18 protein-coding genes and 1 pseudogene are annotated in these 21454 nt (G+C 39.6%); 10 read left to right on the plus strand and 9 right to left on the minus strand.

The window, feature by feature from the left end:
- Positions 1 to 38 precede the first annotated feature (38 nt).
- On the plus strand, positions 39 to 1442 hold the full coding sequence (locus tag JWR61_RS00400; protein WP_301925917.1) for an NADH-quinone oxidoreductase subunit N: 1404 nt from the start codon (positions 39 to 41) through the stop codon (positions 1440 to 1442).
- A 10-nt stretch (positions 1443 to 1452) separates the two neighbouring features.
- The gene (locus JWR61_RS00405) at positions 1453 to 1845 is read left to right on the plus strand and encodes a hypothetical protein (RefSeq protein ID WP_301925918.1); all 393 of its coding nucleotides are present in this window, start codon (positions 1453 to 1455) and stop codon (positions 1843 to 1845) included.
- 49 nt (positions 1846 to 1894) lie between these two features.
- Here the strand turns inward: JWR61_RS00405 and JWR61_RS00410 are convergent, their stop codons facing one another.
- The 4 genes and pseudogenes from JWR61_RS00410 to dtd all read right to left on the minus strand — a co-directional run bounded on the left by JWR61_RS00410 (position 1895) and on the right by dtd (position 4881).
- Complete coding sequence (locus JWR61_RS00410) at positions 1895 to 3355, minus strand: glycine--tRNA ligase (protein WP_301925919.1); 1461 nt, start codon at positions 3353 to 3355, stop codon at positions 1895 to 1897.
- A gap of 248 nt (positions 3356 to 3603) precedes the next feature.
- The gene (locus tag JWR61_RS00415; protein ID WP_301925920.1) at positions 3604 to 3930 is read right to left on the minus strand and encodes a nucleotide pyrophosphohydrolase; all 327 of its coding nucleotides are present in this window, start codon (positions 3928 to 3930) and stop codon (positions 3604 to 3606) included.
- 65 nt (positions 3931 to 3995) lie between these two features.
- Positions 3996 to 4369: pseudogene (locus JWR61_RS00420) on the minus strand (GxxExxY protein).
- 59 nt (positions 4370 to 4428) lie between these two features.
- Complete coding sequence (gene dtd / locus JWR61_RS00425) at positions 4429 to 4881, minus strand: D-aminoacyl-tRNA deacylase (protein WP_301925921.1); 453 nt, start codon at positions 4879 to 4881, stop codon at positions 4429 to 4431.
- A 368-nt stretch (positions 4882 to 5249) separates the two neighbouring features.
- On the opposite strand from dtd, the gene JWR61_RS00430 reads away from it, so the two are divergent.
- Positions 5250 to 8633 (plus strand): vitamin B12-dependent ribonucleotide reductase, encoded by a 3384-nt coding sequence (locus JWR61_RS00430; RefSeq protein WP_301925922.1) that lies wholly within the window; start codon positions 5250 to 5252, stop codon positions 8631 to 8633.
- Between the two features lie 427 nt (positions 8634 to 9060).
- Here the strand turns inward: JWR61_RS00430 and lpxD are convergent, their stop codons facing one another.
- The 3 genes from lpxD to JWR61_RS00445 form a co-directional block, all read right to left on the minus strand.
- A complete protein-coding gene (gene lpxD / locus JWR61_RS00435; protein ID WP_301925923.1) occupies positions 9061 to 10098 on the minus strand; it encodes a UDP-3-O-(3-hydroxymyristoyl)glucosamine N-acyltransferase in 1038 nt (345 codons plus the stop codon).
- A gap of 69 nt (positions 10099 to 10167) precedes the next feature.
- On the minus strand, positions 10168 to 11157 hold the full coding sequence (locus JWR61_RS00440; RefSeq protein ID WP_301925924.1) for a fatty acid desaturase: 990 nt from the start codon (positions 11155 to 11157) through the stop codon (positions 10168 to 10170).
- Between the two features lie 38 nt (positions 11158 to 11195).
- Positions 11196 to 12068: a lysophospholipid acyltransferase family protein gene (locus JWR61_RS00445; RefSeq protein WP_301925925.1), complete on the minus strand. Its 873-nt coding sequence runs from the start codon at positions 12066 to 12068 to the stop codon at positions 11196 to 11198.
- Between the two features lie 385 nt (positions 12069 to 12453).
- On the opposite strand from JWR61_RS00445, the gene JWR61_RS00450 reads away from it, so the two are divergent.
- The gene (locus JWR61_RS00450) at positions 12454 to 12930 is read left to right on the plus strand and encodes a YcxB family protein (protein WP_301925926.1); all 477 of its coding nucleotides are present in this window, start codon (positions 12454 to 12456) and stop codon (positions 12928 to 12930) included.
- 1 nt (position 12931) lies between these two features.
- On the opposite strand, the gene JWR61_RS00455 is transcribed toward JWR61_RS00450, so the two are convergent.
- The gene (locus JWR61_RS00455; protein WP_290339990.1) at positions 12932 to 13363 is read right to left on the minus strand and encodes a GNAT family N-acetyltransferase; all 432 of its coding nucleotides are present in this window, start codon (positions 13361 to 13363) and stop codon (positions 12932 to 12934) included.
- Positions 13364 to 13661: 298 nt separating this feature from the next.
- Here JWR61_RS00455 and JWR61_RS00460 point away from each other — a divergent pair, with 298 nt between their 5' ends.
- The 4 genes from JWR61_RS00460 to JWR61_RS00475 all read left to right on the plus strand — a co-directional run bounded on the left by JWR61_RS00460 (position 13662) and on the right by JWR61_RS00475 (position 17416).
- Entirely contained in the window at positions 13662 to 13898 is a 237-nt protein-coding gene (locus tag JWR61_RS00460) for an acyl carrier protein (protein WP_290339991.1), read from the plus strand.
- 36 nt (positions 13899 to 13934) lie between these two features.
- On the plus strand, positions 13935 to 15188 hold the full coding sequence (gene fabF, locus JWR61_RS00465) for a beta-ketoacyl-ACP synthase II (protein ID WP_301925927.1): 1254 nt from the start codon (positions 13935 to 13937) through the stop codon (positions 15186 to 15188).
- Positions 15189 to 15452: 264 nt separating this feature from the next.
- Positions 15453 to 16163, plus strand: coding sequence for a ribonuclease III (rnc, locus tag JWR61_RS00470; protein WP_290339993.1), 711 nt, complete (start codon positions 15453 to 15455; stop codon positions 16161 to 16163).
- A 236-nt stretch (positions 16164 to 16399) separates the two neighbouring features.
- Positions 16400 to 17416, plus strand: a complete 1017-nt coding sequence (locus JWR61_RS00475; RefSeq protein WP_301925928.1) for an NAD(P)H-dependent glycerol-3-phosphate dehydrogenase — start codon at positions 16400 to 16402, stop codon at positions 17414 to 17416.
- Positions 17417 to 17434: 18 nt separating this feature from the next.
- On the opposite strand, the gene hemW is transcribed toward JWR61_RS00475, so the two are convergent.
- The gene (hemW, locus tag JWR61_RS00480; RefSeq protein ID WP_301925929.1) at positions 17435 to 18586 is read right to left on the minus strand and encodes a radical SAM family heme chaperone HemW; all 1152 of its coding nucleotides are present in this window, start codon (positions 18584 to 18586) and stop codon (positions 17435 to 17437) included.
- A 60-nt stretch (positions 18587 to 18646) separates the two neighbouring features.
- Between hemW and JWR61_RS00485 the strand changes: the two genes are divergently transcribed.
- Together JWR61_RS00485 and JWR61_RS00490 are read left to right on the plus strand one after the other, a co-directional pair.
- Positions 18647 to 20455 (plus strand): BamA/TamA family outer membrane protein, encoded by a 1809-nt coding sequence (locus tag JWR61_RS00485; RefSeq protein ID WP_301925930.1) that lies wholly within the window; start codon positions 18647 to 18649, stop codon positions 20453 to 20455.
- Between the two features lie 36 nt (positions 20456 to 20491).
- Positions 20492 to 21427 carry a DUF4271 domain-containing protein gene (locus JWR61_RS00490; RefSeq protein ID WP_301925931.1) on the plus strand — a complete coding sequence of 312 codons (936 nt, stop codon included), beginning with the start codon at positions 20492 to 20494 and terminating at the stop codon, positions 21425 to 21427.
- Positions 21428 to 21454: the final 27 nt, after the last annotated feature.

Raw genomic sequence — 21454 nt, forward strand, 5'->3', positions numbered from 1 at the left:
TTATTTTAACTGAAAATGGGAGCACACATTTAAACTGTATGTTAAACGAATTTTTGATATTGATGAAATCTGAACTGGTGCTTTGCTGCATCATTTTCCTGCTGTTATTTATTAAGGTGGGAACAGATATGACAAACGAACGAATGTTGCCCCTGGTGCAGGTTTTATTGCTGGTAAATGTGGTAGCCAGTTTTATTTTCAACCAGGAGGGGACATTATTTGGCGGCCTGTTTACGACGAATCTATTAATGGCTTTCCAGAAAAGTATCTTGAGTATCGGCATCTATCTTATTTCTTTATTGTTTGCAGACTGGCTTAAGAAAAGCGAACACATGCCTGAATTTTTTATGCTGATGTTATCGGCGGTTTTAGGCATGTTCTTTATGATTTCCAGCGGAAGTTTACTCATGTTTTTTTTAGCACTGGAGCTCTCTACCATTCCGGTTGCAGCCATGGCCAACTTCGACCTGGAGAAAAAATTATCTTCTGAAGCCGCCATGAAAATGATTTTATCATCCGCTTTTTCTTCGGGCATTTTACTGTTTGGTATTTCTTTAATTTATGGCGCTACCGGTACAATTAATTTTGCTGAAATACCTGCTTTACTGGATGGAAGTCCATTGCAAATATTAGCCTTTGTATTTTTATTCACGGCCTTTGCATTTAAATTATCTATCGTGCCCTTTCATTTATGGACGGCCGACGTATACGAAGGTTCGCCTGTTGCAGTCACCTCTTTTTTATCCGTGATATCCAAAGGTTCTATTGCATTTATATTGCTTACCACATTGTATAAAGTGTTTGCACCCATGCAGGAAATTTGGTACAACATGGTGATGCTGTTATCGGTTATTACAATGATTTTCGGCAACCTGTTTGCATTGCGGCAACAAAACATCAAACGCTTTCTTGCATTTTCATCTATTGCCCAGGTAGGTTTTATATTGGTTGGCCTTAGCAGCAATTCATCGCAGGGAACCGCTTCGGTTGTATACTTTATCCTGATTTATATTTTCTCTAACCTGGCTGCGTTTGGTGTAGCAGGTGCTATTTCACAGCAAACGGGTAAAGAGCGCATTGATGATTTAAAAGGCCTGTATCAAACCAACCCCTTCATAAGCTGGGTACTGGCACTGGCATTATTCTCCCTGGCGGGTATTCCGCCAACGGCCGGATTTTTTGGTAAATTATTTTTGATCACAGCCGGCGCATCCAAAGGCAATTATTTCTTTATAACCGTGGCCGCGTTAAACCTGATTGTTTCATTGTATTATTATTTACGGATCATCAGGGCAGTGTTTATGGATAAAAATGATCAGCCAATTGAAAAAATTATTTTACTGCCTTCTGTCAAACTGGGTATGCTTATTTGCGGGGCAGGTATTATACTTACTGGATTATTAAGCTGGGTATACGATTACATTACATCACTAACAATGTAATAAACAAATTATGGCGATTAATAAAAATCATGAGTTTGAGGAACTGGACGGTGTAAAATGCGGCATCGTGGAAAAAAACGTTTCACCTGAAAGAGTTCAGTTTTTAAAAAAATTACTGGAATACAATCATTTTACTGTAGTGGCAGTTCCATCACCACCACCAAAAGCTGCGCCGGCACCCGTTGTAAAAGTCGCAGAAGGAGCCGAACCTGCACCGCTGCCACCACCTCCTGCACCGGAGACATTTACAGTGGGTGTAACTGATTATACTTTTAATCCTGTCAATGCTATATTCGGCAGGTTGTTACATACACCAGACGGGCATGTAGTAACGCAGGCTTACTGGCAACAGAAGGAAACGGTAAGCCATGATGAAGTGCCGTACTATGAAAGAGGTGTTTAATTAAAAGAAAAGGAACTGCTTGCAGTCCCTCGTTTATTTATCTTTTCAATTAGTTTATTTTGCCCAATATCAGGTGCTTCACATCTGCCAATGCAATTCTTTCCTGCGCCATGGTATTCCTGTAACGGATCGTAACAGTATTATCATCCTTGGTTTGATGATCAATTGTTACACAGAATGGCGTACCAATTGCATCCATGCGGCGGTATCGTTTACCGATGGCATCTTTCTCTTCATAAAAACACATAAAGCTGCCTTTACAATCATCCATCAATTGTTTGGCAATTTCAGGCAGACCATCTTTTTTTAACAACGGCAAAATCGCCAGTTTGGTAGGGGCGATTTTAGCCGGAATGCGCAACACAACCCGACTGTCTTCTGTACCGTCTTCCTTCGTCCATTTTTCATTTGCATAAGCCAGGCTCATCACGGTCAGGAAGAGGCGATCTAATCCAACGGAAGTTTCTACTACGTATGGAATGTAGTTGCCATAAGGCTTTCCGTCTTCTTTTAACTCATTATCGAAGTACTGGATTTTCTTTTTGCTGAACGTTTGATGCTGCGTTAAATCAAAATCGGTCCTTGAATGGATACCTTCCAGTTCTTTCCAGCCAAAAGGAAACTCAAATTCAATATCCAGGGCGGCATCTGCATAGTGCGCCAGTTTTATATGATCGTGGTAGCGTAATTTTTCTGCTGGTATACCAAGGCTTTCATGCCATTTTTTTCTTTCTTCTTTCCAGAAATTATACCATTCCATCTGCGTGCCGGGGCGAACGAAGAACTGCATTTCCATTTGCTCAAATTCCCGCATGCGGAAAATAAACTGCCTTGCTACTATTTCATTTCTAAACGCCTTACCGGTTTGCGCAATACCAAAAGGTATTTTCATGCGGCCGGTTTTTTGCACGTTTAAAAAATTCACAAAAATGCCTTGTGCTGTTTCGGGGCGCAAATAGATGGTGTCACTTTCTTCTGCCACACTGCCTATTTGGGTACTGAACATGAGGTTGAATTCACGAACGTCTGTCCAGTTACAAGTTTTGCTGATAGCGCATTTTATGTTATTATCAACAATCAGTTGCTTAAGGCCGGCATAATCGCTGGCCGCTATTAATGCATCCATGTTCTTCAACAGCGCAAATTCTTCTTCCTTTTTTCCTTCCAGTGCCAGCGCTTCTGCATGGGCTTCAATTAAATGATCAACCCGGTATCTTTTATTGCTGTCTTTATTGTCAATCATCGGGTCGCTGAAATTGTCCACGTGACCGCTTGCCTTCCATGTTGTGGGATGCATAAAAATAGCGGCGTCAATGCCTACGATATTATCGTGCAGTTGCGTCATACTCTTCCACCAGTAATCGCGGATATTCTTTTTTAACTGGGCACCGTTTTGTCCATAGTCGTACACCGCCGCAAGACCATCATAAATTTCTGAAGATTGAAAAATATATCCATATTCTTTACAGTGAGCAATCAGCTCCGCAAAATTGTTCGATTCGTTTGCCATAATCCTGCAAAAGTAAAAAATAAACCCCTCAAAAAATGCGTTGAAAATATTATTTGGATACGGATTGTTTTTTCACCAGTTCTTTTACTTGAAGCAGGGCTTTATACATAGCATCATTGTCTTCAATAAATTGCCGCAGTCTTTCACCAGGAGGATGTGATAACCAGATAGCAGTGGTCGGTACCGAAGGTCAGACCGCGTTTTGCCGTAACAGTTATCCGGTCTGATCTTCGGTGCCGACCGGATAATTATTTCAGCTTTTCATTTTCCTTATGTCGTTCTCCATCCCTCAAATTTTTCTTTTCAAAATTTTTCTCTAAAGCATCAGTTAGGTCAACACCGGTTTGATTGGCCAGGCAAATCAACACCCACAATACATCCGCCATTTCATCACCCAAATCTTTCCCTTTATCAGATTCTTTAAAAGACTGTTCGCCATATTTCCGAACCATTAATCTTGATAATTCACCAACTTCTTCCATTAAAATACCCAGATTGGTTAATTCAGTAAAATAACGAACACCAACAGTTTTTATCCATTGGTCCACTTTAGTTTGCGCCTCTTTAATTTCCATAACACGAATTTTATTTTTAGTAACACGAATTTCAAAGCACTAATTACACGAATTAAAGTGCCATTTTAAAATACCACTTTCTTTTTGATACAAATGAGCTCACCAAAATTGACTATAATGCCTAATTGTAAGCCCGAAGCTTTTAGATAATTGATTGTTTGTTTTACAAATCCATTTACTATTAAGGAACAAGCTTTTACTTCAAGTATTATCGAACCATACACTACAAAATCAGCGTTATATTGATGTGGGAGTATAATTTCTTTGTAGCTGATTTAAATTGCTTTTCACGGAAATAGGGAATGTTTTTTGTTTTAAATTCATATTCCAACGCATCTTTATAAACAATCTCTTTAAAACCCATTCCAAGTTCCGGATGCACTTCCATACAAGTTCCAATTAGCTGGTAAGATTCTTCTTTTAAAATAATCTCTGACATAAAATTATATTTCAATTCGTGTAATTCGTGCTCAAAATTCGTGCTTATAGAATTGGTGTTTATTCCTTCTGCTTCGAATCAATCCAAATGGTAACCGGTCCATCATTCACAAGTGCTACTTTCATATCTGCACCAAATACGCCGGTAAATATTTTCTTCTCCAGGTCATTTTGCAATTGTTGAATCATCTTTTCGTACACAGGTATTGCAACAACAGACTTACTGGCACGGATATACGAAGGACGGTTTCCTTTCTTGGTATTGGCGTGTAAGGTAAACTGGCTCACCAACAAAATGTCGCCACCAGTTTCTTTCAACGATAAATTGGGCACTTTATCTGCATCATCAAAAATGCGCAGGTTTACAATTTTATTGCTTAGCCAAACGATGTCATCTGCTGTGTCGGCATCTTCAATACCCAGCAATACCAGCAAACCATTGCCAATACTGGATTTCAGCTCTTCATCAATTGTTACTCCCGCTGTAGTTACTCTTTGTATTAATGCTCTCATGCAATAAAGATAACGACAGTTTTATTTTTGTGGCAGCGTTAGTTATGCAAAAGTTTTTGACTGTAAAAAACAGTTAAGAAAACTTATTGGTTCTGTTACTTAATGTAAAATTGCCAGATCATAAAATACAAGTTGATATGATGCAGCTGATATAGTATTTTAAACAGAATTGTAAAAAAAATATCCGGAGCGATATGATGAAAATCATATCGACGACCTGTAATATCCTGTGCGCTTGTAATAGAAAAATTTATCCACCCTATTTGTGCACAGGTGTTGATATTTACCCTTTTGTTTGTTCAGCTACAACAAATATTTTCGTTATCCGTCGTTAACATTTCAATAACCCATCAACAAGTTTCTTTATCATGCCTGCACAGTATATAAGCAATCCCGGCCTCACTTTCAGTCGCCAGTTTACAAAAGAAGGAGTTTCACCATACGATATGTTTGAATACGATTACCGCACTTCGGTAATTAAAAATCCTTCAGGCGAAATTGTCTTTCAGATGGATAATGTGGAAGTACCAAAACAGTGGAGCCAGATTGCTACAGATATCCTGGCACAAAAATATTTCAGAAAAGCAGGTGTGCCACAGGCAGATGGAAGTGTAGGCCGGGAAACTACTGTTAAACAGGTGGCACACCGCATGGCGCATTGCTGGCGTGTTTGGGGCGAACGCTACAATTATTTTGCTACAGATGATGCGGCACAAATATTTTATGATGAACTCGTTTATTCCATATTGAACCAGGCCTGCGTGCCCAACAGCCCGCAATGGTTTAATACCGGCCTGCATGAAGTGTACGGCATTACCGGTAAACCACAGGGCCATTATTATGTAGACCCTGTTGATGATAAATTGAAAAAATCAACCTCTGCTTACGAACGTCCGCAACCACATGCCTGCTTTATTTTAAGCGTGGATGATGACCTGGTGAATGAAGGCGGCATCATGGATTTGTGGGTAAGAGAAGCAAGGATATTTAAATACGGCAGCGGAGTTGGAACCAATTACAGCAGCATTCGCGGTGAAGGTGAAAAATTGAGTGGTGGCGGCACATCCAGCGGGTTGATGAGTTTTTTAAAAATTGGAGACCGTGCTGCAGGCGCCATCAAAAGCGGAGGCACCACCCGTCGTGCGGCCAAGATGGTTTGTTTGGATTTAGACCATCCAGAAATTGAAAATTTTGTAAACTGGAAAGTAGGAGAGGAAGATAAAGTGGCTGCATTAATCGCCGCTGGATATCCAAGCGATTATGAAGGCGAGGCATACAAAACAGTAAGTGGGCAAAACAGTAATAACTCTGTTCGCATACCCAATTCCTTTTTTAAAACACTGGATAAAAATGGGGAATGGGAATTGAAAGGAAGAAGTGATGGCAGGACAATGAAGAGAGTAAAAGCGGCAGATTTGTGGAGTCAGATTACCCATGCTGCCTGGAAATGTGCTGACCCTGGAACACAATACGATACAACCATTAACGAATGGCACACCTGCCCTGAAGGCGGCCCGATAAGAGCAAGTAATCCATGCAGTGAATATATGTTTTTGGATAACACAGCTTGCAATTTAGCCTCCGTAAACTTGCGTCGTTTTTTTGAAGAAAGCGATAATAGTTTTGATGTGGCCGGTTTTGAATACACTTGCAGGTTGTGGACAGTGGTACTGGAAATATCTGTTTTAATGGCGCAGTTTCCATCAAAGGAAGTGGCGCAACTAAGTTACGATTACAGAACATTGGGATTGGGCTATGCCAACCTCGGCAGTATGCTGATGGTGAGCGGTATTCCTTATGACAGTGAAGAAGCCAGGGGCATTGCAGGCGCTATCACAGCGATCATGACCGGCGTTGCATATACAACATCCGCAGAGATGGCGGGCTTTTTAGGCGCCTTTGCCCGGTATGAGGAAAATAGAAAACACATGTTGCGTGTAATGCGTAACCACCGTGCCGCAGCGTATGACGCACAGGAAGCCTACGAAGGCATTGAAATAAAACCACAGGGTATTAACGCAAAATATTGTCCTGATTATTTATTAACTGCCGCCATTAAAGCCTGGGATGAAGCAGTACAGCTGGGAGAAAAAAATGGTTACCGCAATGCCCAAACAACCGTAATTGCACCAACAGGAACTATTGGTTTGGTGATGGATTGCGATACCACTGGCGTAGAGCCAGATTTTGCTTTGGTGAAATTTAAAAAATTAAGCGGTGGCGGTTATTTTAAGATCATCAATCAAAGCGTACCGGCTGCTCTGCGTAATTTAAAGTATACTGAGAAGCAACTGGAAGAAATAGTAAATTATGCAAAAGGGCACGCTACCCTGGAAGGAGCGCCTTTCATCAATACTCAAACATTACTGGCAAAAGGTTTGACAAAAGAAGAGTTGTCAAAAGTAGAAGCGTCTTTAGGCAGCGCTTTTGAAATTGGCTTTGTGTTTAACGTATACACTTTTGGAGAAGCCACCTTACAACGGTTGGGCTTTACGGCTGACCAGTATTTTGATTTTGAATGGAGCCTGCTGGAGGCATTGGGATATACGGACGAACAAATTGAAGCCGCCAATATTTTTGTATGCGGCACCATGACTGTTGAAGGTGCACCTTATTTAAAAGAAGAGCACCTGGCGGTGTTTGATTGTGCTAATAAATGCGGACAAAAAGGCGAACGTTTTATACATGCGCATGGCCACATCCGGATGATGGCCGCGGCACAACCTTTTCTGAGCGGGGCTATCAGCAAAACCATTAACCTGCCCAACGAAGCAACGGTAGAAGAAATTGCAGACTGCTATCGCATGAGCTGGGAGCTTGGTTTAAAAGCCAATGCGCTCTACAGGGATGGTTCTAAATTATCACAACCACTCAGCAACAAATCGGATAAAAAGAAAAAAACTTCCGGCGAAACTGAAACACCATTAACTGGAGAGGAAAACAATATTGAATCAACCGCAAGCCATCACAGCCAGATTGTTGACATGAGTAAACTAACTGTTGACGAGTTGCTGGATGAAGTAAGCAAACGCATGCAGAACAGTCCGGATACAGTGTTGAAGAGTAAGCTGGCAAAAATTGTTGAGCGTAAAAAACTACCGGCCAAGCGCAGGGGCTTTACGCAAAAGGCAAAAATAAACGGGCAGGCATTGTTCCTGCGCACAGGCGAATATGGTGACGGAACCGTAGGAGAAATATTTATCGATATGGCAAAAGAAGGCGCTACAGTACGTAGTATGCTCAACTGTTTTGCTATTGCTATTTCTATCGGTTTGCAATATGGTGTGCCGCTGGATGAGTTTGTAGAAAAATTTGTATTTACGCGTTTTGAACCTGCCGGTATGGTAGATCACCCGAACATCAAGAGCACTACCTCCATCATGGATTTCATCTTCCGCTCGCTGGCGTTTGAATACCTTGGCCGCACAGACCTGGTGCATGTGCTGGATAAACCGGAAGTCGAAAACCTGGGCAATAGCAGCTGGGATGAAACAACGCCAACCATTGGCGAAAGAAAGCCAGAACTGAGTGAGGTAAGGGTAATGGGCGCCGCCGCCTCTTCTTCGCCCGCAGGCAACATTAATTCCGCTGCTGTTAAAGCGCAGTATGCTGCAGGCAATGACGGTACACAAAATTATATGAAGAGTATGCAGAGCGATGCGCCCTCCTGCAACACCTGCGGCCACATCACCATCCGCAGCGGTACCTGTTACAAATGTCTAAACTGCGGTAACAGTATGGGATGCAGTTAATAAGTTACTTTTTGGGGAAGTAGATATTACAGCGCCACTCAATTGAGTGGCGTTTGTATTTTACTGTCCGGGATATGCCGCTTTATCGTACTGTATTGGCGTCGCAGCGCCGATAGGAGCTATCGGCTTTTGTAAAGTTGTTTTTATTGAGCTTTGACTTCCTGGTTATTATTGTCAGCTTTGTAGACTAAATAATATGTCTTGATATATGAGGCAAATTGCTTTTTAATAAGAGCTTCAATATTCTTTTACCGATCACCTTCTTTTCAATTTGATATCCATAGGTTTTACCTTGCCGGTTTGTTTTATTCAGCTGTGTATATTGACAGATAACACCCGGCCTGTAAAAGCGGCAAATTGATCGGGAACAATTTAGAAAATAAGCGATACTTTTTAAAAGCTATGAAGTAAAAGCAAAGGGCCAATATTATCCTTGCTTTATCTCAGTTTCCTTTTGTGTCTTCTCAAGTTTATCAACCCGTTGTACCAATGCATCCAGGTTACGGAAGTGGATATATGATTTGCGGTATTTGTTGGCATCAAATGCCGGAGAACCCATAAAGACTTCACCTTTTTTGGTGATGCTTTTTGAAATGCCGGATTGTGCAGTGATAATGGTATTGTCTGCAACAGTCAGATGCCCAACAATACCAACCTGCCCGCTGAACATACAATTCTTTCCAATTTTAGTTGAGCCGGCTACTACACCGTGCGCAGCAAAGTAAGTATTCTCTCCAATCTCCACATTGTGGGCAATGTGAATGAGGTTATCAAATTTTACTCCTTTACGTAAAATGGTAGAACCCAAAGTGGCTCTGTCGATAGCGCAGTTGGCACCAATTTCTACATCATCTTCAATTACAACGTTGCCTATTTGCGGTACTTTTTTATTATCACTTTCTGGATTGAACCTGAAGCCATCGCTACCGATGACGGTGCCCGAATGGATAATACAGTTTTTACCAATCTGAGTTTCAGAATAAATTTTCACGCCGGCAAACAGCGTGGTGTTATCACCAATTACGGCGTTGTCGCCGATGTATACCTGCGGGTAAATTTTTACATTGTTACCGATGATGGCATTTTCGCCTACAAAGGCAAATTCACCTGCGTATATATCCGAACCAACGGTAGCACTCTCTGAAATAAAAGATAATTTGGAAATGCCTTTTTTATTCAGCTTTACTTCATTGTACATCTCCAGTAATTTGGAAAAGGCATCTTCTGCTTTTTCTACTCTTATTAAAGTGGCCGTTACCGGAGCCGTTAAAACAAAATCTTTATTAATGATAACGATGGAAGCTTGTGTGCCATACAAATATTGCGTGTACAACGGATTGCTGAGAAATGAAATGGAACCAGGAATACCATCTTCTATTTTTGATAATTTGCTTACGCTAACATCAGCGTTTCCTTCAATTTGTCCGTTTAACAGACCGGCTATTTGTGTGGCAGTAAATTGCATGGCAATAATTATTTTAGGTATTGATTAAAGGTAGCAGCTTATAAACAATTCAGCAATAAAAAGGCATTGTTAAGCGTGCATTTTCTGGAGACCTTTTACACCAATCATCTGGTTGCTTTCCTGGTCCCAGACCTTTAATTTGAAACACGCATTCATGTCTTTTGGTGTGAGCCTGGTTATTTTGCAATTTTGTAATTCTTCAAAATGTTTCATCACTTCGGGTAAACGGTAAAAAGGTATTTTTGAATTCAGGTGGTGTATATGGTGATAACCTATATTGCCCGTAAACCATTCCATCACCGGGCTCATCTTCATAAAGCTGGATGATTCCAGAGCTGCTTTTTCGTATACCCAGTTTTTATTTTCGTAAAACTCTACTCCCGGAAAATTATGTTGCGCATAAAATAAATAGGCGCCCATACCAAAGGCAATAATAAAAGGAAGAAAAAACATAAAAAACCAGGCCTGCCAGCCAATAAATACAAATAAGCAAACAGCTACAGTAAAATGTAGTACTAATGCAATCAGGCTATCGTAGTGTTTTCGTGGGTTGCTGATGAATGAACGCAAACACATCCCAATAATAAACATGGAAAAATAGCCCAGCGCAATGGTAATGGGGTGGCGGACTGCCAGGTAAATAAATTTTTGAGCCGCAGACATCTCAAGGTATTTTTTTCGTGTAACAATGGGATACGAGCCAATGCTTGCGCTGAACAATTTTGAATTGTGATTATGATGATGATCATGCGATCTTTTCCAGATACTTGTGGGCGACAGCATATACATACCAAAAACAGTCATGATAGCATCAGCTATTTTAGAATGCGTAAGGATGGTGTGATGTTGGTGATCGTGATAGATGATAAACATCCGTATCAGCAATAAACCGGCTAATACACTGCATAGTAATTTAAAAATTATTACCGGGGCAACTAAAGTGCCCGCCAGTGAGAGTATTAATAAAGAAAGCGTGGAAATAGTATGGAACCAGCTTCTGGATCTTATTTCTTTCGCAAATGGCTTAGTCGCTAATATCAGGTTTTTCCCCAGGAGCATTGTGGACATTTAGAAAGTAAAGATAACTTATTTCAATTTCAAATACGTTTGTGCTTCCATCTTTTATGCGCCCATAGCCATGTTTCGGGCTGCGAGCGGATGTCTGCTTCCAGTTTTTTTGTATGCAATTCTGTGATATTACCTTCAGCATCAGCATATGGCGGCGATTGTAATAGCTCCGCCGTTAAGGTATAATAACCTCTTGTTAATCTTTTCACAGAAACGAAAACGATCGGGTATTTTACCTTTTTCGCTATCTTTTCGGTACCCATAAATACGGGAGTATCCTGCTGTAAAAAATTCATCCAGTGTGCGGTGGTTGGGTTGGGCGACTGATCTGCAATAAAAGCAGTGGCAGTAAGCTGGCTTCGGTTTTTTACAATATCCCTGAAGGTTTCTTTCATAGGTATCAGTCTTGTGCCAAACCTTTCCCGCATCCTGCAAATAAGACCATTAAAGTATTTGTTCGCCAGCGGGTGGTAAATTACGTACAACTGATGTTTACAACAAAGACTAAATGTGTTACCCGCCCACTCCCAGTTACCATTATGCCCCATTACTATAATGATGCTTTTATTTTCCTCAGCCAGGCCATTAAACAAGAGTGCTGCTGCAGGATCCAGGCTACAATGCTTCAACATTTTTTCCGGACTTATGGAAAGGGTTTTAAAAGTTTCCAGCACCAGATCGCAGAAATAGCGAAAGAATTTTTTTTCCAGCACCAATATTTCGGCTGGTGTTTTTTGTGGAAATGAATTGGTAAGGTTTGTACGCACTACTGCTTTACGGTAGCCAACTACATAATATAAAAAAAGGTACAAGCCATCGGAAATAACATAGAGCAGCCGGAATGGCAGCACGGATAAAAGATAAATAAAAGGCAGTGTTAAGTAATAGATGAGTGCAGACAAGGAGTAAATAATTTGAGCGAAATTAAAATTATCCGGTGATTAATTCCTGCTGTTAACAAAATCTTTCAGGTAACAGCTTCATTAAACGCAGGGTAAAAACAACTACCATATCGTCAATTGCCGTAATCTTTGCAAGCCTGTTTTCCCTGAAGGTATAAGCCCGGTAACATGCTATCTGCGTTTGATAGATTTGGTATCCCGTAACCTGATTTTCAACTAAATTTTTCCACAATGGTATCATGCCCGCTGCCTGGGCGTGATGCTTAACTGTGGGTTTTTAAAATAGGTATTCATTGGTTATAAAGATGACGTTTATATTTTTTAATTGTTGTAAAAACAGTTTGCGGCTAAAAATCTGTTATGATTTATACAATATCTTTACTACATGACTTCAACATTTTTTACATATAATAAGGGTAAAGTTATTCAGGCTTTGCGGTATCATTTTATTACCCGTAAGGAAATAAAAATCATGATGATCCTCGTGAATGTATTTGCCATTGTAGCGGCGGCTTTGTTCTTCATGAAAGAGGTATCAGCAGTATCGTTTTTATTAAGCTCTTTTTTATGGTTTGCATTGATGATCTCGTTTTGGTTTCTACTGCCACTAATCATTTACAAAAAGTCTGATACTTTTAAGGATAAGTTTAAGGCTACGCTGGGAGCTGAGAACTTTACTATTGAAAATGAAAGAGGAAGCCGCAAGTGGCCATGGACCGCCTTTACGACCAGTATGGAAAGCCCGCATTTCTTTCATTTGTATTTTGATACCCGCTCTTTTTTTATAATTCCGAAAGATGCTTTTAAAGCTGAAGATTTACACGAAGCAAGAAGAATATTGTCAACAAAAATCCGCCATTAATTTACATCAGTATTTTTTCCATTACATGATGTTTGGTTTTTACTTCTTCAAATTGTTCCCCTTTAACAGTGTAGCCAAATTTTTCGTAAAAACCGATTGCTGTGTCACGCGCGTGCATAGTTAATATTTTGTAACCTTTATCGCGGGCGATATTTTCAGCAAAACTCATCATCGATTCACCAATACCCTTTCCCTGCAAGTTTTTTTGCACTGCCATTTGTCTTAGTCTTATACGCCGTTCATCTAACCGGGTTAAAATACAGCAACCCAATATTTCTTCTTCATCAAATGCTGCAATTAGTATGTCGTTTTTTTCGGCGTCAAGTTCCTCTTTAGTGAATGATAACCCAAGCGGTTTGCGTAATACTTCCAACCGCAGCTTCACCATTTGCTGGTATGCTTTGCTACCGTGATCAATTTGTTTTAAGGCCATAACAATCGTTTTTTTGGTTTCTGACGTTTCATATCGGGTAGCAGGGAGTACAATATACAAACTTTTTTATTTACCGGAGGGTCACTCAACATTTGGCAGAAGCAATAAATCAATCCGCTTAATCATGAAAAAGAAGAGACCGAAAATATATTTGTTGGTTTCAACTATCAACAGCAATTTTGCCTATTACAAAACTGTTCAGGTGGCATAAAAGGGGCTAGTTTGGCTTTATTTATATTTCTTTGTATTTATTGCAAAAAGTATATTTTTGCACCTGATTAACTAAATAATTACTACCATGTCAGACATTGCAACAAGAGTAAAGAAAATAATTGTTGACAAATTAGGTGTTGATGAAGCTGAGGTTACTCCGGAAGCTTCTTTCACAAATGATTTAGGTGCCGATAGTTTGGACACCGTTGAATTGATCATGGAATTTGAAAAAGAATTCAACATTTCAATTCCTGATGAACAAGCTGAAACCATCACCACTGTTGGTCAGGCTGTAACTTACCTGGAAGAACACGCCAAGTAATCTTCATCTCTTTTTTAATTATCGCAGGCAAATTTTATGGACTTTAAGAGAGTAGTTGTAACCGGATTGGGCGCCATCACTCCCCTCGGTAAATCCGTTGCTGAATATTGGCAAGGTTTATCTGATGGAGTAAATGGTTGTGATTTAATCAAACAATTCGATGCAGCTAAATTCAAAACCAGGTTTGCCTGCGAGGTTAAAGATTTCGATCCCACCAATTACCTCGACCGAAAGGAAGCCCGCAAAATAGATCGCTTTTCCCAGTTTGCATTAATCGCCAGCGACGAGGCTGTCAAGGATGCCGGCATCAGCAAAGAGAATGTTGATGTTGACAGGGTAGGTGTAATCATTGGCAGTGGCATCGGTGGCTTAATTACCTTCCAGGAAGAAGTAATCAACTTTGCATCCGGCGATGGTACCCCACGTTTCAATCCCTTCTTTATTCCAAAAATGATATTGGATATTGCCGCAGGCCATATCTCTATCCGTCATGGTTTCAGAGGTCCCAATTATGCGGTGGTAAGTGCATGTGCATCTGCCACCAATGCCATTATTGATGCGTATGATACCATTCGTCTTAATAAGGCAGACATGATAATTACAGGAGGAAGTGAGGCGGTTGTAAGCGCTGCAGGCGTTGGTGGTTTTAACGCCATGAAAGCCCTGAGCGAAAGAAACGATGATTATAAAACAGCCTGCAGGCCATTCGATAAAGACCGTGACGGCTTTGTGATGGGTGAAGGTGCCGGAATACTAATCATTGAAAGCCTGGAACATGCTTTGGCAAGGGGTGCAAAAATTTATTGTGAAATAGGCGGCGGTGGAGCCAGTGCCGATGCCTATCATATTACCGCTCCCCATCCGGAAGGACTGGGTGCGCAAAACGTAATGCGTGCGGCATTAAAAGATGCCGGTATGAAGGCAGAAGATATAGATTACATTAATGTGCATGGTACCTCTACACCACTCGGTGATATTGCAGAAACCAAAGCGATCTTAAATGTATTCGGGGAACATGCTTACGATTTAAATATCAGCTCTACAAAAAGCATGACCGGACATTGCCTTGGCGCAGCAGGTGCTTTGGAGGCATTGGCATGTATACTTGCTGTTACAAGAGACATCGTTCCGCCCACCATTAATCACTTTACAGACGACCCGGAACTGGATCCTAAACTGAATTTTACCTTTAATAAAGCACAACACCGAACTGTAAACGCTGCACTGAGCAACACGTTTGGTTTTGGCGGTCACAACGCTTCTGTTATTGTAAAAAAATACGTTGCTTAACTATCCCATGTTATTTGCAATCAGCATTCGATTATTTTAGTCAGCACAAGACTTTGTACAGGCAATCTAACAGCTCGTACTCTTAGTTACAAGCGACAAAAAATATTTCTCTCAAATCACATTTGATTTCTTGTACGAAAATTGATTTATCCTCAACAAAAAAATAGTATTACAGTTGTAATTTCGGACTGCTTGTTTGTTAGTTATTATATTTTTTGATTGCAGTAAATAATATTAATTTCGAATTCACTTATTCTATCCAAGTTGAATTTATTTAAAGATTTTTTTACCGTAAATATTAAAAAGAAAGAGTTTAAAAAGCAACTCAACAACGTGCTTGGCTTTACACCCGGTAATCTTAGTTTATACAGAACAGCTTTAAGTCACCGCTCGGTAAGAGAAGGAGCCGATGAGAATAATGAACGGCTTGAATTTTTAGGAGATGCGGTATTAAGTTCAATTGTTGCCCATTATCTTTTTATGAAGTATCCGTATAAGGGAGAAGGTTTTTTAACCGAGATGAGAAGCAAGATGGTGAACAGGCAGCAGCTGAATGACATCGGTATAAAAATGGGCCTTAAAAAAATTACCATCTATAATAAGTTTGACAGCTCACTAAAAATATCCCAGATTTTCGGCAATACACTCGAGGCACTAATAGGGGCAGTTTATCTTGACAAAGGCTACGATAAAACTCAGTCATGGGTTGAAAAATACATTATCTCCACCCATATGTTTATAGATGATTTGGAAGGTATTGAAATTAACATCAAAAACAAATTATACGGTTGGGCAAACAAAAATGGCAAAGCGCTCGAGTTTGCTACACTGGAAGAAAAATTTGAAAACGGCCGCCGCTTGTTTACGATTGGAGCTACAGTAGACGGAGAACTGGTTGCACAGGGCAAGGGGTTTAATAAAAAAGATGCCAGCCAAATTGCCGCACAGCTCGCTGTTGACAAACTCGGATTGTAAGCCATTTGCAAATCTGCATACAAGAATTTCACACAAAATTTATAGCTCAAATTTAAGTACGAAGGTGCTAACTTTATTGCATTGATTTTAGGTAATTGCATTTGATGCAGATGATAAAATTTTGGGTAAAATGAACCTTACTGTGCGCATGAAGAAGTAGAAGTAAACATCGGTCATCCCAATTTGAGTATGTCAGTACACTCACTGAAATGCTGTCACCGTTAGAATAAAGAAATATGAATTTTGGAATATTAGGTAGTGGAAGCTGGGGAACAGCACTGGCAAAAGTTTTAACAGACAATGGCCAGACAATTTATTGGTTCAACAGAAACCGGAAGGCTATTGATCATTTGATGCTTCGGAAACACAGTGCCCACTATTTGACTGCTGCTTATTTCGATGTGCACCAGTTGAAGTTGACAACGGATGCGGCAGAAGTTATTGCACAATCTGATTGTATTGTGATAGCCATACCATCTGCTTATGTTGAAGCCACATTGGAACCGCTTGATAAGAATGCTTTTGAAGGGAAAAAAATTGTCAGTGCGGTAAAAGGGATTTTACCATCGCAAACGTTATTGTTGAATGATTATTTAAAAAATAAATTCGGTGTTGCGCTACAGGATTACTTTACAGTTCTCGGCCCCTGTCATGCTGAAGAAGTGGCCGCTGAAAAATTATCTTATCTTACTTTTTCTGGCATAGATGAAATGACTACGCATCATATCGCCCAATATTTTAAAACCGATTATTTAAACACTATTGAGAACAATGATATTTTTGGAGTTCAATATGCAGCTGTTTTAAAAAACATTTATGCGGTAGGAGCCGGCATGGCACACGGGCTGGATTATGGAGATAATTTTCTAAGCGTTTTGATTGCCAATTCCGCGGACGAGATGGCGGGCTTTTTAAAAATGGCCGGTATAAAAAATGTAGAAGTAGGCCATATTCATAACCGCAATCACAATTATGCATCCTCAGTTTATTTGGGCGATTTGCTGGTAACATGCTATTCGCTTTTCAGCCGTAACAGGACCTTTGGAAATATGATTGGCAAAGGGTATTCTGTAAAATCCGCACAGATAGAAATGAGTATGGTAGCAGAAGGATACAATGCCAGTAAATCAATGCATATTATTAATCAAACTGTAAAGGCAGATATGCCGATTGCGGATATGGTATATGAGGTTTTGTGGGAAGGCGTGGATGTGAAAGAAGCCTTCGGTAAGATTGAGCCTTATCTTGTTTAGTAGTAACCGTTTTTTGATTTAAAAAAATAAATCGGCGGCAATACCATCAGCAAATAATTTCCCTTCTTTTGTTAATATGATTCTTTTATCATCGGCAAAAACCTTGCCGCCCAGTCTCCATTTTTCACTTGCAGATTGCAGCTGACGGGTTATTTTATTTCCAAACCTTTCTTCAACAACACCAAGACTCAGCCCTTCCATAGTTCTAAGCGAAGTCATGATGTATTCATTTAATTGCTGTATTGGTGTTAAATTTTCTTTCTCGAAAGGAATAACATTATTTTTTAAAGACTGAATATACAAGGCGTTGTTGGCAATATTCCATTGCCGGCTTTTACCGTCAAAGGCATGAGCCGAAGGTCCAAAACCGTAGTATCTTTTTCCCTGCCAGTAACTGCTGTTATGTTTACTTTTCATCCCCGGTTTGGCAAAGTTGCTTATTTCATAATGATCATACCCGGCCAGTTCCATCCAGTCCATCAGTAATATAAATTGCTCTGCCTGTTTGCCTGCATCAATGGGCTCTTTTTTATGTTGATTAATCATTTTATTCAGCGCCGTCTTTGGTTCTACCGTGAGCGCATAGCATGAGATATGCGGTATGTTTTTTTCAAAGATGGTGTCAGTATTTTTTTTCCACTTATCATTCGTTAATAAGGGGGAGCCGTAAATCAGGTCAACTGAAAAATTAGTAAATCCGGCATTTTTTATATCCTCGATACATTGAAGGGATTCAGTCGCCGTGTGAGCCCTGTTCATCCAAACCAATTCTTCTTCTATAAACGACTGGATGCCTACGCTAAGCCTGTTGATTCCAATTTTTTTCCACAACTCTAATTTTGCGGGTGTAATGTCATCGGGGTTGGCTTCCAGGGTAATTTCAATTTTCTCACTAAAAATAAATTTTTCATGTAGCGCTGCCAATAGTAATTCGAGATCTTTTATATCAATGATACTTGGCGTTCCTCCGCCAAAATACAGCGTTTCAATAGGTTCTTTTTTATCAGTCACAATTAGGTCACTGTCTTCTGTACATGTTGTGGTAAGTGAAATCTCTTTTATCAACGCTGCAATCATCTCATCTTTTAATTTCAGCGAAGTAGAAAAATGAAAATTGCAGTAGTTGCAAGCCTGTTTACAAAATGGAATATGAACATAAATACCTGCCAAGCTGCTTAATAATTTAGTTTTGCGATATAATATTTAATCTTGATAATAGTTTATAGAAGCATGCAAAGGAAAACAAGTAAAACAATTTTCAATCTCCGGCTATTCGTGGTGGTGATAGTTAGTTGTTTTTTTGTTGCACAGGTTTCTGCCCAATACCAGCTTCGTATACAATATCTCAGCAAAGATACTCTCTTTCAGCCGCAGGCATTAAAACTGCAAACCAGCTTCACCAATCAGTTAGCCTGTGAAGACTATATTAATAAGCTGACTGCATTGTTAAATTCCAAAGGATATGCGGCTTCGTCTATTGATACAGTAAAGTACGACAGCAGCTTTGCGGAAATAGCATTATACCTGGGAACTCAGCAAAACTGGGTTCAGTTAAAAACTGTCGGTATTGAAAAAAGGGCGTTGGATGAAAGTGGTTACATGAGTAAAAATTTTACCAACAGGCCCATCAACTTCACACAACTAACCTTTATAAAAGAACGGCTGCTGAATTATTATGAAAAGAATGGTTATCCTTTCGCGGCTGTATTTTTAGATAGCATCCAGCTTAAAGAAAATAATGTCACGGCCATATTAAGCGCTACCCCTGGACCATTGTATCACATCGATAGCATCCGCATCAACGGCAAAGCAAAAATTTCCAATAACTTTTTGCAGCATTACCTGGGCATTCCTAAAGGAAGTGTTTACAATAAAGAGAAACTGGAACTGGTAAGTAAACGTATGCTGGAATTACCTTACGTGCAGGAGCAGCAACCTTCTGAATTGATGATGTTGGGTACCGGCTCTATATTGAATGTATACCTTCAGCCCAAGCGCAGCAGCCAGGTTAATTTTTTGATAGGATTTTTGCCCGCCAGTAATGCTACCGGTAAACTGCAGTTGACAGGAGACGTAAATTTAAATTTAAAAAATTCGCTCGGAAAAGGAGAGACCATTTTGCTTAACTGGCAGCAGTTGCAATTAAAATCACCGCGTTTAAATTTAGGTTTTCAACAACCCTATATTTTTAATTCTCCTTTTGGTATTGATTTCCTGTTTGAAATGTTTAAAAAAGACTCAAGCTTTGTACAATTAAATGCACAGCTGGGAGTGCAATATCTCTTATCAGCCAATCAATCCGGTAAATTGTTTATTCAAAAACAAAATTCCTTTTTGCTGGCAGCCGGCATAGACACCAATCAGATTAAGGCAACCAAGCAGCTTCCTGCAAATATTGATGTTAGTGCCGTTAATATTGGAATTGATTACAATTTTAATAATACGAATTACCGCTTCAATCCAAAATCAGGCAATGAGTTACAGTTGTATTCTACCATAGGTATAAAAACCATCAGCAGGAACAATGATATCATAAGCCTGACAGACCCCGCCTTCAATTACGCTTCCCTGTATGATTCGCTTAAATTGAAGGGGTACCAGTTAAGGATAAAAGCGATGGCGGCGCATTATTTTACAACCGGTAAACGTAGCACTTTAAAAGTTGTACTTAATACAGGCGTTTTCAACAGTCCAAATGTTTTCCGGAACGAATTGTTTCAAATTGGCGGGTACAAATTGTTACGTGGATTTGATGAAGAAAGTATTTATGCTACCCGCTACCTGGTTTCAACTGTTGAATACCGGTACCTTGTAGGTCTAAACTCTTATTTGTTTGGATTTGTGGATGCGGGCTGGGTAAAAAATAAATACCAGACTGTAGATGTCACAAGTAATTTCATCAGTACTGGCATAGGAATTTTATTTGAAACGAAACTCGGTTTGCTAAATATGAGTTTTGCGGTTGGCAAACGCAACGATGTTAATTTTAACTTAAGCCAGTCATCCAAAATACATTTTGGGTATATCAATTACTTTTAGAAAATTCAATTTAATTTTACTGCATAAATTTTTTGATTGAAACAGGTTTTATATTTATTTCTGCTGATCGCTCTGCCTGTTTTAACTGCTGCACAGCATCCCGATAGTATCAATACAAAAATATTCGATACGGCTTCAACTACAATGCGGGATAGCGCCGGGATTAAAGCGAAAGACAGTGTTGCCATTAAATTGGACTCGTTAAAAAAACTGCAACCACCTTATCGTATCCTACTGCGAGAAATCCTGAAGGAGAACAAATTTCTGGATATCAGCAGCACCCCTGTAGCAAAGAAAATTTATATCCGGAAACAGCAACCTGACGACAGTGTATTTTACGCACTGCTGATTTTGGTTGCTGCTTTATCTTTTTTACGATTCTTTTATGTCCGCTATTTCAATAACCTGTTCCAGGTATTTTTTAATACTTCCTTACGGCAAAGTCAGCTAACTGATCAATTACTGCAGGCCAGGTTACCCTCTATGCTTTTTAATTTAACGGCTGCTTTTTCCGGGGGTATCTTTTTTTATTTTTTGTTAAAGTATTTTGGCTGGGTGAATGAGCGAAAACCGTTGGACGTGATGCTATTGAGCAGCTTTTTTGTAATGGCTATCTATTTTTTGAAATATGTCTCCTTAAAATTTACCGGATGGTTGTCCGGCTATTCCAATATAACCAACACCTATATTTTTATAATTTTTCTTATTAATAAAATACTGGGTATTCTTTTATTACCACTTATTATTGTAATGGCCTTTTCTATTCCTGTGTTGATAAAAGTATCAGTAATGATTGCAATTTTATTAACTGCGCTTATGTTTTTGTTGAGATTTTTCAGGTCATATAGTTTGCTGCAAAACCAGGTAAAAATAAGTGCCGCCCATTTTATGCTTTACATTGCAGGCGTTGAATTAATGCCGCTTTTGTTGATTTATAAGGCCTTGTTGTTTTTATCAAGTAAAAATATCTAACTTTGTAAAACCATTAATATTCTCATT

The sequence above is a fragment of the Ferruginibacter sp. genome (assembly GCF_028288465.1).
GTDB lineage: Bacteria > Bacteroidota > Bacteroidia > Chitinophagales > Chitinophagaceae > Ferruginibacter.

Bases quoted from the DNA above. Each gene is read 5' to 3' on its own strand.
- JWR61_RS00415 (WP_301925920.1), bottom strand. From the start codon at position 3,930: ATGGAAATTAAAGAGGCGCAAACTAAAGTGGACCAATGGATAAAAACT.
- JWR61_RS00485 (WP_301925930.1), top strand. From the start codon at position 18,647: ATGCAAAGGAAAACAAGTAAAACAATTTTCAATCTCCGGCTATTCGTG.
- lpxD (WP_301925923.1), bottom strand. From the start codon at position 10,098: ATGCAATTTACTGCCACACAAATAGCCGGTCTGTTAAACGGACAAATT.
- JWR61_RS00405 (WP_301925918.1), top strand. From the start codon at position 1,453: ATGGCGATTAATAAAAATCATGAGTTTGAGGAACTGGACGGTGTAAAA.
- JWR61_RS00475 (WP_301925928.1), top strand. From the start codon at position 16,400: ATGAATTTTGGAATATTAGGTAGTGGAAGCTGGGGAACAGCACTGGCA.
- JWR61_RS00400 (WP_301925917.1), top strand. From the start codon at position 39: ATGTTAAACGAATTTTTGATATTGATGAAATCTGAACTGGTGCTTTGC.
- JWR61_RS00410 (WP_301925919.1), bottom strand. From the start codon at position 3,355: ATGGCAAACGAATCGAACAATTTTGCGGAGCTGATTGCTCACTGTAAA.
- JWR61_RS00430 (WP_301925922.1), top strand. From the start codon at position 5,250: ATGCCTGCACAGTATATAAGCAATCCCGGCCTCACTTTCAGTCGCCAG.
- JWR61_RS00460 (WP_290339991.1), top strand. From the start codon at position 13,662: ATGTCAGACATTGCAACAAGAGTAAAGAAAATAATTGTTGACAAATTA.
- JWR61_RS00450 (WP_301925926.1), top strand. From the start codon at position 12,454: ATGACTTCAACATTTTTTACATATAATAAGGGTAAAGTTATTCAGGCT.
- JWR61_RS00455 (WP_290339990.1), bottom strand. From the start codon at position 13,363: ATGGCCTTAAAACAAATTGATCACGGTAGCAAAGCATACCAGCAAATG.
- dtd (WP_301925921.1), bottom strand. From the start codon at position 4,881: ATGAGAGCATTAATACAAAGAGTAACTACAGCGGGAGTAACAATTGAT.
- JWR61_RS00440 (WP_301925924.1), bottom strand. From the start codon at position 11,157: ATGCTCCTGGGGAAAAACCTGATATTAGCGACTAAGCCATTTGCGAAA.
- fabF (WP_301925927.1), top strand. From the start codon at position 13,935: ATGGACTTTAAGAGAGTAGTTGTAACCGGATTGGGCGCCATCACTCCC.